At 64.2% G+C, this 12,316-nt stretch carries 10 protein-coding genes; 5 read left to right on the top strand and 5 right to left on the bottom strand.

What is annotated here, in order from left to right:
• The first annotated feature begins 78 nt into the window (after positions 1 to 78).
• A complete protein-coding gene (locus FJ930_RS08510) occupies positions 79 to 480 on the top strand; it encodes a hypothetical protein (RefSeq protein WP_141836760.1) in 402 nt (133 codons plus the stop codon).
• Here FJ930_RS08510 and FJ930_RS08505 read toward each other — a convergent pair whose 3' ends face one another.
• Positions 481 to 1,254, bottom strand: coding sequence for a gamma-glutamyl-gamma-aminobutyrate hydrolase family protein (locus FJ930_RS08505; protein WP_141836758.1), 774 nt, complete (start codon positions 1,252 to 1,254; stop codon positions 481 to 483).
• Positions 1,255 to 1,517: 263 nt separating this feature from the next.
• Between FJ930_RS08505 and FJ930_RS08500 the strand changes: the two genes are divergently transcribed.
• Entirely contained in the window at positions 1,518 to 2,627 is a 1,110-nt protein-coding gene (locus FJ930_RS08500; RefSeq protein ID WP_141836756.1) for a TRAP transporter substrate-binding protein, read from the top strand.
• 107 nt (positions 2,628 to 2,734) lie between these two features.
• Here the strand turns inward: FJ930_RS08500 and FJ930_RS08495 are convergent, their stop codons facing one another.
• From FJ930_RS08495 to FJ930_RS08480, 4 genes are all read right to left on the bottom strand, one after another.
• Positions 2,735 to 3,763 carry a zinc-dependent alcohol dehydrogenase family protein gene (locus FJ930_RS08495; RefSeq protein ID WP_141836754.1) on the bottom strand — a complete coding sequence of 343 codons (1,029 nt, stop codon included), beginning with the start codon at positions 3,761 to 3,763 and terminating at the stop codon, positions 2,735 to 2,737.
• A 13-nt stretch (positions 3,764 to 3,776) separates the two neighbouring features.
• The gene (locus tag FJ930_RS08490; protein WP_181176413.1) at positions 3,777 to 5,567 is read right to left on the bottom strand and encodes a TRAP transporter large permease subunit; all 1,791 of its coding nucleotides are present in this window, start codon (positions 5,565 to 5,567) and stop codon (positions 3,777 to 3,779) included.
• Positions 5,564 to 6,166 (bottom strand): TRAP transporter small permease subunit, encoded by a 603-nt coding sequence (locus FJ930_RS08485; protein ID WP_141836752.1) that lies wholly within the window; start codon positions 6,164 to 6,166, stop codon positions 5,564 to 5,566. The genes FJ930_RS08490 and FJ930_RS08485 overlap by 4 nt, the downstream gene beginning before the upstream one ends.
• Before the next feature lie 187 nt (positions 6,167 to 6,353).
• On the bottom strand, positions 6,354 to 7,259 hold the full coding sequence (locus tag FJ930_RS08480; RefSeq protein WP_140744380.1) for a branched-chain amino acid ABC transporter permease: 906 nt from the start codon (positions 7,257 to 7,259) through the stop codon (positions 6,354 to 6,356).
• 208 nt (positions 7,260 to 7,467) lie between these two features.
• On the opposite strand from FJ930_RS08480, the gene FJ930_RS08475 reads away from it, so the two are divergent.
• The 3 genes from FJ930_RS08475 to FJ930_RS08465 all read left to right on the top strand — a co-directional run bounded on the left by FJ930_RS08475 (position 7,468) and on the right by FJ930_RS08465 (position 12,302).
• The gene (locus FJ930_RS08475; protein WP_141836750.1) at positions 7,468 to 8,079 is read left to right on the top strand and encodes a CGNR zinc finger domain-containing protein; all 612 of its coding nucleotides are present in this window, start codon (positions 7,468 to 7,470) and stop codon (positions 8,077 to 8,079) included.
• Entirely contained in the window at positions 8,072 to 8,605 is a 534-nt protein-coding gene (locus tag FJ930_RS08470; protein WP_141836748.1) for a hypothetical protein, read from the top strand. The genes FJ930_RS08475 and FJ930_RS08470 overlap by 8 nt, the downstream gene beginning before the upstream one ends.
• Positions 8,606 to 8,822: 217 nt before the next feature.
• Positions 8,823 to 12,302, top strand: coding sequence for an indolepyruvate ferredoxin oxidoreductase family protein (locus FJ930_RS08465; RefSeq protein WP_141836746.1), 3,480 nt, complete (start codon positions 8,823 to 8,825; stop codon positions 12,300 to 12,302).
• Positions 12,303 to 12,316 lie beyond the last annotated feature (14 nt).

Genomic DNA, 12,316 nt, shown 5'->3' with positions numbered 1-12,316 from the left:
AAAGCCGCCGCATTTATTAACGCCGGCTTAACTCTTTGAAATCATTCTGAATCCAGAAGTTCGCATGGTGAAGAAAGAATGAAAGTGTTTTCCGCACTGATTGCCGTCGCCGCGCTGTTTGGCGGCATTCAGCTGTTTCACGCCGGCAATGGGGCAAGCGTCGCCGAAGAGGCTTCGGCGCCCGGCAACACATATAGGCTGGTCGCCAATGGCGACGAAGGGGCCTGCGCGGTCACGCGCGGTGCCCCGGTCTCGGGTGGCCTGTCGCTGTTGACGGTGGCGCCCAATTGCCGGCGGCTCCTGCCAGGCATCGAACAGGCAAAATTCTGGCGCGAAGGACAGGACGGAGCGGTCGCCTTCAGCGCGAACGGCATCGATCCGATCGTGACCTTCGCCGTGGCTGATGGCGAAGGCTATGAATCCTACGCCCCGACCGCACCTTTGCTGTCGCTGGTGGGCGATCGGAAGATTGAAGACTGATTATTCCGCAGCGGCTCGTGCAGCGGCTTTTGCGGTGGCGTGCAGGCGCACCGCATCGCCGAAGGCACGGAAGATCTTGACCGAGATGCTGTCCGATTTGACCCAATATTCCGGGTGCCACTGGACACCGACCGCGAAGGCGCGGGCATCCCTGACCGAAACAGCCTCGACCGTGCCGTCGGCGGCTACGGCTTCGAGCTGCAGTTTCGGGCCGAGCCGGTCGACGGCCTGGCGGTGCACCGAATTGACCATGATGTCGCCCTCGCCGAACACGCCGGCCAGGCAGCTTCCGGCCTTGATCGTCACCTTCTGGCGGATGCCGAAGCGCTCGTCCTGATTGTCGCTCACCGGTGCGCGGTGGTCGAGCGAACCCTCGCGCTCCTGGATTTCGGTCGCCAGCGTCCCGCCCAGCGCCACGTTCATCTCCTGGATGCCGCGGCAGATGGCAAGCAGCGGCACGCCGCGCTCGATCGCCCGGCGAATCAGTGGCAACGTGGTGGCGTCCCGTGCCGGATCGTAGGGGCCATTGGCTTCGCTGTCGTCACCGCCATAGAGCGAGGGGTGCACATTGGATTTCGAGCCGGTCAGCATGACGCCGTCGACCGATGACAGGAGTTCGTCGAAGTCGAGCCTGTCGCCGAACGACGGCACCAGCACGGGAAACACACCCGCACCCGCGATTGCCGCCTCCAGGTATTGCTGCGGGGCGGCATGCCAGGTGTAGTTGTCGAACTGGCGGACGTCGGTCGATATGGCGACGAGCGGCTGATGCATTTTGGGTCTGTTTTCCATCTGGCAAGGAATGTCCTGCCCTCAAAATAGGCGATCCCCTGGCTTTTTTCCATGCCAAGTTTCAGCGTGTCGGATAGGCCAGCAGACAGCCCGTTAGACTATAGTGGCAAGGTCGCGCGCCTGCGCTGTCAAATCCCTCCGCTATGCTGGACTCGACTTCTTGCCCGTGTATTGTCTCGTTCCGGCCGATCCGGATACGAAGCTTATCCTCGGCATCGGTCTGTTGATCCAAAAGGGAGGACTTCATGGATCGTCGTTCGTTCATTCGCAAGGCCGGCGTGACCGGTGTCGGCGCCGCTGCGGCGGCGGTAACTCTGGCGGCACCGGCTATAGCCCAGTCCAATCCCAAGGTGACGTGGCGGCTGGCGTCGTCCTTCCCGAAGTCGCTCGACACCATCTATGGCGGCGCCGAAGTGTTTTCCAAGATGCTGTCTGAAGCCACCGATGGCAATTTTCAGATCCAGGTCTTCGCCGCCGGCGAACTCGTACCCGGCTTGCAGGCCGCCGACGCCACCACGGCCGGCACGGTCGAGGCCTGCCACACGGTGGCATATTACTATTGGGGCAAGGACCCGACCTGGGCGCTCGGCGCGGCGGTCCCCTTCTCGCTCAACGCGCGCGGCATGAACGCCTGGCACTACCATGGCGGCGGCATCGACCTGTTCAACGAATTTCTCGCCACGCAAGGCCTGTTCGGCCTGCCGGGCGGCAACACCGGCGTGCAGATGGGCGGCTGGTTCCGCAAGGAGATCAACACCGTCGCCGACCTGTCCGGCCTCAAGATGCGCATTGGCGGCTTTGCCGGCAAGGTGGTGCAGAAACTCGGCGTCGTGCCGCAGCAGATCGCCGGCGGCGATATCTACCCGGCGCTGGAAAAAGGCACCATCGACGCCGCCGAATGGGTCGGTCCCTATGACGACGAGAAGCTCGGTTTCTACAAGGTCGCGCCCTATTACTATTATCCCGGCTGGTGGGAAGGCGGCCCGACCGTCCACCTGATGTTCAACAAGGCGAAATATGAAGAGCTTTCGCCGGCTTACAAATCGCTTCTGCGCACGGCGGCACAAGCCGCCGATGCCGAGATGCTGCAGAAATACGATTATGTGAATCCGCCGGCGGTGAAGCGGCTGGTGGCTGGCGGCGCGAAGCTGCGTCCGTTCAGTCAGGACATCATGTCCGCCTGTTTCGAGAAGGCGAACGAGGTCTATGCCGAGATGGAGGCCACCAACGCGCCGTTCAAGAAGATCTGGGAATCGATCAAGGGCTTCCGCAAGGAGCACTATCTCTGGGCGCAGGTGGCGGAATACAATTACGACACCTTCATGATGGTGCAGCAACGCAACGGCAAGCTGTAGGTCGCGACCAGCCCCTTCTCCCCGTCACCATACGGGGAGAAGGTCCCGGCAGGGGGATGAGGGGGGCGCGACGTAGGGCCAAAAGGCGAATTCCTACGTGCAGCGCCTCACCCTCGACCGGGCACCACCAGCACCTTGACCTCACCCGGCGCGGGCGGGTTGGCGATCACCGTCGCGGCCTCCTCGAGCGGTACTTGCCTGGAGATCAGCTGGTCGATCTCGATCGCGCCGGACGCGATAAGCTCGGCGGCACGGCGGTGCGTATGGGGATTGAGGAACGAGCCCACCACCTTCAGTTCCCGGAACAGGAGGTCGAAGGGCTCGAATTGCGCCTTCATGCCTTGCGGCGTCACACCGACGATGACGACCGTACCGCCGGCCCTTGCCAGTTGCATCGACTGCTCGACGGTTTCGCGCACGCCCGCGCACTCGAACACCACGTCGGCACCGCCTGGCATCAGCCCCGTCGGCCCGGCAATGGCATCGATGACATCGGCGGCGGTGGGATCGACCGTCGCCGTGGCGCCGAGCCTCTCGGCAAGCGCGCGCCGCGAGGCCTGCCTTGTCGACAGGATGATCGTCGTGGCGCCTGCCAGCCGCGCCAGTTGCACGGTGAGCAGGCCGATCACGCCGCCGCCGAGCACGACCACCGAGCCACCCGGCTTGATCTCGGCAAGGTCGACGCCATGCAGGCAGCAGCCAAGCGGCTCGCAGAACGCGCCATGTGTCGGCGGCAAACCGGCGGGCAGGACAAAGGCCTGTTTCTGCGGCAGCACGACATAGTCGGCGAAACCGCCGTCGCGGTGGATGCCGATGGCGTTGAGATTGCGGCAGAGATTGACCCGGCCGGCATGGCAATGCGGACATCGACCGCAGGCTATATTGGGATCGCCGGTGACGCGGTCGCCGATCGCAAAACCGGACACGGCGTCGCCGACCGCCTCGATGATGCCCGAAAATTCATGGCCGGGCGTTACCGGCGGCCTGCAGGGAAATTCGCCGTGGAAAAGATGCCGGTCGGTGCCGCAGACGCCGCAGGCTTCGATCCGCACCAGGAGGTCATCCGGTCCAGGGGCGGGCTTGGCGACATCACGCAGTGAAATGCTGCCCACAGCTTCCAGCCGCACCGCTTTCATGACGCCATCCCCATCAGTTGAAGCTCGGCGGTTGCGAAAGGTCCGGCGCCGGTGTCGCCGGTTTGGCCGGCGGCGCATCGCCGAAACTTGGTGGCTGCGACAGGTCGGGCGTGCCGGGCGCGGCCGGCGCGCCACCGCCATTGGCAGGCGCCTCACCGCCCGCCGGTGCGCCGAGTGGCGACAGACCGGGCACTTCGGGCACCTTGTAGTCGATGGTGCCGGGATCGATGGTGATGCCCTTGTAGTGCATCACCATCTGCGGGAAGGTGATGGTCAGCGCGATCATGATCACCTGGATGCAGACGAAGGGCGCCGCGCCCCAATAGATCTGGCCGGTGGTGACCGGCGCGATCTGCTTGCCGGTGAGGCGATCGAGATAGGGCACCCGCGCGGCCACCGAGCGCAGGTAGAACAGCGCGAAGCCGAACGGCGGATGCATGAAGCTGGTCTGCATGTTGACGCCCAGAAGCACGCCGAACCAGATCAGGTCGATGCCGAGCTTGTCGGCTGCCGGCGCCAGAAGCGGCACGATGATGAAGGCGAGCTCGAAGAAATCGAGGAAGAAGGCGAGCACGAAGACCAGTATGTTGACGCCGATCAGGAAGCCGGTTTCGCCGCCCGGCAGCGAGGTCAGCAGATGTTCGACCCAGATGTGGCCATTGACGCCGTAGAAGGTCAGCGAGAACACCCGCGCGCCGATCAGGATGAACAGCACGAAGGATGACAGCCGGGTCGTCGAAGCCAGCGCCTGCTTGACGACGTCGAGTGACAGGCGGCCCTTGACCGCAGCCATTGCGAGCGCGCCGACCGCCCCCATGGCGCCGCCCTCTGTCGGCGTGGCGATGCCGAGGAAGATGGTGCCGAGCACCAGGAAGATCAGCGCCAGCGGCGGGATGAGCACGATGATCACTTGCTGCGCCAGTCGCGACATCATGTTGATCTTGAGCCGCTGGTCGACGATCGCCACGAGATAGATCACGATCACGCCGACGCTGGCACCGAGGATGTCGGCATTTCCGCCATGGGTCGGCTCGAGATAGCGGTAGGCCGCGTAGGAAATCGCCCCTGCAGCCACCAGTGCCGCCAGCAGCGACAGCACGCCATGGCCGAGCGTGCGGGCCTCGAGCGGAAGCGCCGGCATCGAATTCGGCCGGACGATCGACATGATCAGTATGTAGAGCATGTAGAGGCCGGTGAGCACGAGGCCGGGGATCAGCGCGCCCGCATACATGTCGCCCACCGAGCGGCCGAGCTGGTCGGCGAGCACGATCAGCACCAGCGATGGCGGGATGATCTGGGCCAGCGTGCCGGAAGCCGCGATGACGCCCGACGCCAGCCGGCGGTCATAGCCATAGCGCAGCATGATCGGCAGCGAAATCAGCCCCATGGCGATGACGGAGGCCGCCACCACGCCGGTCGTGGCGGCGAGCAGCGCGCCGACGAAGATGACCGCGTAGGCGAGGCCGCCGCGGATCGGGCCGAACAGCTGGCCGATCGTATCGAGCAGGTCTTCCGCCATGCCCGATCGTTCCAGCACGATGCCCATGAAGGTGAAGAAGGGAATGGCCAGCAGCGTGTCGTTCGACATCACCCGACTGCCGTAGAAATTGTCCGGCAGCGCATGCAGCAACGGCCAGGCGAGGTTGATCGAGCCGCCCGAATAGGGCGAGACCAGCACGCCGATGAAAAAGAACAGGAGGCCGTTGGCGGCGAGCGAGAAAGCGACGGGATAGCCGACCAAGAGGAAGATGATCAGCGAGGCGAACATGATCGGCGCCATGTTCTGGGCGATGAACTCGATCACGAGCGCACCTCGCCAAGCGCCTTGGTCTCTTCCACGAGCGCCTTGGCTTCGAGTTCCGCCTGTTCATGCGCCGATATGAATGGATTGGGATCATCCATGTCGCCGCGCATGATGGCGATCTTCTTGATGATCTCGGAAACACCCTGCAGCGCCAGCAGGAAGAAACCCACCAGCAGGATGGCCTTGGCCGGCCAGATGATCAGGCCGCCGGCGTTGGTCGACATTTCGCCGCTGTGGAACGACAGCGACACGTAGGGCACGAAATAGAACACCATCAGCGTCACGAACGGCATTAGGAAGACGACGTGGCCGAACAGATCGATCCAGTGCTGCGCGCGGCGCGGGAACAGGCCGTAGACGATGTCGATGCGGATATGTTCGTTCTGCTTGAGTGTATAGCCGGCGGCCAGCATGAACGCCGCGCCGAACAGGTACCATTGCAACTCCAGCCATGCGTTCGACGAGATGTCGAAGACCTTGCGGATGGCGGCGTTGGCGGCGCTCACCAGGATTGCCAGCAGGATCAGCCAGGACACCGATTTGCCGATGAATTCGTTGAGGCGGTCGATGCCCCGCGACAGAGCGAGCGGTCCTTCCATGCAGTCCCTCCCTTGTACCGGCGGCGTGTCGGCTTCCCCTTTTGCCGTCACGCCCCGTGGCCTAACGGTATGCCGTGCGTGGCCAGACGGGTCAACAAGCATAGGAGCCGCAAAGCGGCGCCGGACGAGAGGCAAGCCCGGATGACGGCGATCTGCCGCCGCGTCATGCAACCAAAGTCTGATGGGCTCAGACGACCTTGCCAGCGTCTCGGCCGGCGCCGATCAGGATCAGCATGGCCACCAGGAACAGATACATCCACGCATCGCGCCATTCGACCGGGAAATAGCCGGCCCACAGTGATTCGGCCATGCCGAAGGCGGCTGCGCCGACAGCGGCGCGCGGCGGCGAAAGATAGCCGCCGACCGCCGTCACGAAGAGGATTTTCAGGCCGTAGACGAGGCCGGAGCCGAAGCCGACATTGCCGTAGTAGAGACTGGCCATGACACCGGCCAGCGCGGCGCAGAAACAGCCAAACAGGACGGCACGCCGGAACACGCCGCGTACGTCGATGCCGCACATGGCGGCGGCCCTCGGGTCGTCGGAAACGGCGCGCCAGGAGCGGCCGAAGTTGGAGCGCGCAAACGCCCAGGTGGCCAGCGCGACCGTCGCCAGGACCACCGCGCAGTCGAGCACCTGGACCAGCGTCAGCGTCGCCTTGAAGCCGGAGCCTTCGGCGAAGACGATGGGCTGGGCCAGCAACGGCGGCAGCCACAGATCATGCGTGTCGGCGGCGATACGGCTCGCTTCCGACAGGACGAGCAGGATGCCGAGCGTGGTCACCACGATGGCATTGGGCGAGCGGTCGGCCAGCGGTTCGAAGACGCTCCGCGACAGCACATGGCTGATGAGCGCGGCATAGAGAAATGCGGCGAGGATGCCGAGCAGCACCGACGCCAATACCGTCAGCCACAGCACCTGGTAGCCGAAGGCGACGGTCAGGATCATCGTCTGGCCACAGAAAGCAAACAGCGCGCCGTAGGCGAGGTTGGTGCGGTGCAGGATGCCGTTGGTCAGCACATAGCCGAAGGCCAGCAGCGCATAGAGGGCGCCCGAATGCAGCCCGTTCAGCACCTGCTGGAAGAAATAGAGCATGCAAGACCCTCAAAGCATGTCGCCCAAAAGTGCGAAGCGGTTTTGGGACAACGACATGCTTAACAGCAACAGGCGCATGTCGCCCAAAAGTGCGAAGCGGCTTTGGGACAACGACATGCTCAAGCCAAAGGCGACGATACCATCGCACCAGAGGTTTGCATCGGCGAATCTAACTTGTCAAATGCGATTTATCGGTTAGATTTTGAGGATGACTGTTGCCTGGACCCCGCACCGCTTCACCGGCGGCCTGCTCGCGCTCGACACCGCGAACACCGTCGTGCTGCGCGGCGATCCGCGGCGCACCTTCGATCGCTTCGAAGATCCGGTTGAAATCGCCCGGTTCGCCGACGCGGCCAGCGGCTTTCGCGCCACCGAGCTTGGCGACAGGCGGCTGGCGGTGTCCTCGCCGGTGGCAATCGCGCCCGTCGTGCTGTCGATCCGCGAGGCGACCGACCGGCTGTTTCGCGGCGCGGTGTCGAAGGGCGCGGTCGCCACGGCCGACCTGCCCGAATTCCTGCGGGCCTGCGCCGAGGGACTGGCCGGCAGCCACACGGAGATCGGTGCGCCGGGAAGGCCCTTCGGGAATCCCGCGACGCCGATCGCCTTCGAGGCGGCGCTGGCGGTTTCAGCGCTTTCGCTGCTGCGTGACGATACGATCGCGAGGCTCAGGATTTGCCCCAACTGCACCTGGCTGTTTGTCGACAGAAGCCGCAATTCCAGCCGCCTCTGGTGCGACATGGCGGTGTGCGGCAACCGGCAGAAGGCAAGTCGTCACTATCGCCGTCGCCGCATGGCGGCCAATGAGGTCAAGGATGCCTAGAGGATTTTCGCGTGCGATCGTAGCCGGCGCAATGCTGATTGCCGCCGTTGCGCTCGGCGCCTGTCGCGATACCGGCGGCGAGGGTAAGCTGTTCGAGGTTTCCGGCAAGATATTCGTCTTCAACTACCGTCTCGCCAGGGCCACCTATGTGGTGACGCTGCGGCCCCTGCAGCCGATGGGCGAGGGCCAGGTGGCGGTTGCCAGCTTCCAGAATCCTGCCGGCGGCGCGCCTTTCGTGGTTGAGCAGAAGGTCTGGCCGAAGCTCGACAAGGTCAGCCTGGAGAGCCCGGCGCTGACCTGTATCGTCAAGAACAAGCCCTATGCCATCGCCATCACCATCAAGGGTTCCGACGGGACGGTCCTGCAGAAGATCGACACCACGCTGATGTCGACGGAAGACCAGTTGATCCTGCCCGACCGGCCGCTGGTCATCGACCAGCTCTATACGGCCAATCCCGACCTTGCCGGTCATCCCGACGGCAAACTGCCGGGTGAGCCGAAGCCGGATTGCTCGAAAGCCGGCTGATATCCTCTGACGACATCGATTTCCGCCGGAATTTTCGTGCGCCGTGGCCATGCCGGCGGGCGGTTTCGTGCGCGGTCCAGCGCCTGGCGGACCGTTTGTTGCGCGTTGCCTGGCCTCTTCGATTTTGTTTGACCTGCCTTGCAAGGGAAGAAAGGATGCGTCATCCGATCCCGACGTTGGCTGCTGCCCCGCGCGGCCTTCGCAGAGGAAATGCCTGATGACACTGCATGATGTCGCGCTCGACGACAAGTTCGACCTCGGGAAGGAGCGCATCTTCCTGTCCGGCGCGCAGGCGGTCATCCGCATGCTCCTGATGCAGCGTGAGCGCGACCGTCGCGCTGGTCTCAACACCGCCGGCTTCGTTTCCGGCTATCGCGGCTCGCCGCTCGGCGGCCTCGACATGCAGCTGTGGAAGGCGAAGAAGCAACTCGCCGGGGCCGATATCGTCTTCCAGCCCGGCCTCAACGAGGAGCTTGCCGCCACCGCCTGCTGGGGCTCCCAGCAGACGGAATTGCTGGGCGAGGGCACCCATGACGGCGTCTTCTCCGTCTGGTACGGCAAGGGTCCGGGCGTCGATCGTTCAGGCGACGTGTTCCGCCACGCCAATCTCGCCGGTTCGTCGAAGCATGGCGGCGTGCTCGCGCTCATGGGCGACGACCATATGGCAGAATCCTCGACCAATGCGCATGCCACCGAATTCCTTTTCGTCGACGCCATGGTGCCGATCCTCAATCCGGCCGGCGTCCAGGAGATCATCGATTACGGCCTCTATGGCTTTGCCATGTCGCGTTTCGCCGGCACCTGGGCGGCGATCAAATGCGTCAAGGACAACATCGAATCGACGGCCTCGGTCGATGCCTCGCTCGAGCGGTTGAACATCGTCGTGCCGGAGTTCGACATGCCGCAGGGCGGCCTCAACATCCGCCACGAAATCGACATGCTCGGCCAGGAGGAACGGCTGCACGAATACAAGCGCGCAGCCGCCTCCGCCTTCATCCATGCCAACGGGTTGAACCGCATCGTCTATTCGGGCGGCCGCAACCCGAAGCTCGGCATCATCACGCTGGGCAAGAGCTATCTCGATGTCCGCCAGGCGCTGGAGGATATCGGTATCGACGAGGCGGCCGCCAACCGCATCGGCGTGCGGTTGTTCAAGGTCGGCTGCCCCTGGCCGCTCGACCTGCATCATATCGCGGAGTTTGCACGCGGCCTCGACACCATCATCGTCGTCGAGGAGAAGCGCTCGCTGATCGAGGTGCAACTGCGCGAAGGCCTCTACGGCACCGCCTCGCAGCCGGTTATCGTCGGCAAGAAAGACGAGCGCGGCGACTGGCTGTTCCCGGCCAAGGGCGCGCTCGACCCCAACGAGATTGCGATTGCCCTTGGCGAGAGGATCGTCAAAACCATCGGTCCGTCCGAGGAGATCTCGGCGCGGGTGGCGAAGCTGCGCCAGTTCCAGGCGATGCTGGCGGACGCCAGCGATATCGGTTCGCGCACGCCTTTCTTCTGTTCGGGCTGTCCGCACAATTCCTCGACCAAGGTGCCGGACGGCTCGATCGCCGCCGCCGGCATCGGCTGCCATTTCATGGCGCTGTGGATGGACCGCAACACCCTCGGCTTCACGGCCATGGGCGGCGAGGGCGCGCAATGGGTCGGTCAGGCGCCGTTCTCCAAGCGCGACCACATCTTCCAGAACCTCGGCGACGGCACCTACAACCATTCCGGTACGCTGGCGATCCGCTTTGCGCTGTCGAGCGAAGCCAACATCACCTACAAGATCCTCTATAACGACGCTGTCGCCATGACCGGCGGCCAGCCGCATGAGGGCGGCCTGACGGTGGACATGATCGCCAGGCAGGTGCGGGCCGAAGGCGTCGACCGCATCGCCATCGTCACCGACGAGCCCGACAAATATGCCGGCAAGGCCGAATTCCCGGCTGGTGCCACCATTCACCACCGCGACGACCTCGATCTCGTCCAGCGCGAGCTGCGCGACGTCAAGGGCGTATCGATCCTGCTCTACGACCAGACCTGTGCCGCCGAAAAACGCCGCCGCCGCAAGCGCGGCACCTTTCCTGATCCCGACAAGCGCGTCTTCATCAACGAACTGGTCTGTGAAGGCTGCGGCGATTGCGGGGTGCAGTCGAACTGCGTCTCCATCCAGCCGGTCGAGACCGAATTCGGCCGCAAGCGCAAGATCGACCAGTCGAGCTGCAACAAGGATTTCTCCTGCGTCAACGGCTTCTGCCCGTCCTTCGTCACCGTGCACGGCGCCAAGATCCGCAAGGCCGAAGGCTTGGCCGGCAAGACCGATCCGCTCGACGGCGTGCCCATGCCCACCGAATTCCCGCTGGGCGGGGAGGGCTGGGCGGCGATCATCGACGGTGTCGGGGGCACCGGCGTCGTCACCGTGGGTGCCGTGCTCGGCATGGCGGCCCATATCGAGGACAAGGGCTGCGGCATGATCGACATGGCCGGCCTCGCCCAGAAGGGCGGCTCGGTGTTCACCCACGTCCGCATCGCCCGCACGCCGGAAGACATCCATGCCATCCGCGTCTCCGCGGGCAAGGCCGATCTCGTGCTTGGCTGCGACCTCGTCGTGTCGGGCGCCAAGAAAGTGCTGACGGCTGTCCGCGAGGGACATACGATCTTCCTCGCCAACACCGCCGAGATCATGCCTGGCGAGTTTGCCCGGTCGGCCGATTTCTCCTTGCCGGTCGAACGGCTGAAGAAGGCGATCCGTGCCGCCGCCGGCGACGAGAAGGCGCATTTCTTCGACGCCACCGGCACCGCCACCACCCTGTTCGGCAATTCGCTCGGCGCCAACATGTTCATGCTTGGCTTTGCCTTCCAGCATGGAGGCCTGCCGTTGTCGGCGGAAGCCATTGAAAAAGCTATCGAATTGAATGGCGAAGCGGTGGCGATGAACATCGCCGCCTTCCGCTGGGGCCGCCGCGCCGCACACGAGCCGGATTTTGTGCGCGGTCTCATCACCAAGCCCGGCAAGGTGACGCAGGCAGCTGCGATTGCCGAGACGCTGGACGAGATCATTGCCCGCCGTGTCACCTTCCTGACTGCGTATCAGAACGCCGCCTACGGCAAGCGTTATGCCGACAGGATTTCCGCACTGCGGGCGGCGGAGACGAAGGCCATGCCGGGTTCGACCGTTGTGACCGCGGCGGCCGCAAAAAGCCTGTTCAAGCTGATGGCGATCAAGGACGAATACGAGGTGGCGCGGCTCTATACCGACGGCACCTTCGCCGCCGAGCTTGGAAAGCAGTTCCAGAGCTACGAGAAACTCGAATTCCATCTTGCGCCACCGATCATGGGACGTCGCGGCAATGACGGCAAACCGAGGAAATCGAGCTTCGGCCCGTGGATGATGAAGGGTTTTCGCCTGCTTGCGGCGATGAAGGGGCTGCGCGGCACCGCCTTCGACCCGTTCGGGTACACCGGCGAACGGCGCATGGAACGGCAATTGCTGGCGCAGTATGAGGCCGACCTGGAATTGGTCGCCAAGTCGCTGGCGCCGGGCAAGGCCGAGGCGGCGATCGGCCTTGTTTCGGTCCCCGCGCTTATCCGAGGCTACGGCCATGTCCGGCAAGCCAGTGCCGAAAAGGCCGCGGGCGAGCGTCAAAGGCTGCTCGAACGCTTGGCGACGGCGCCGGCACGGCCCGAGCTTCAGGCCGCCGAATGATCCAAAAAGCGCCT

Source organism: Mesorhizobium sp. B2-4-15 (genome assembly GCF_006658505.1).
Lineage (GTDB): Bacteria > Pseudomonadota > Alphaproteobacteria > Rhizobiales > Rhizobiaceae > Mesorhizobium.
This window is presented reverse-complemented; position numbering and strand designations above follow the sequence as displayed.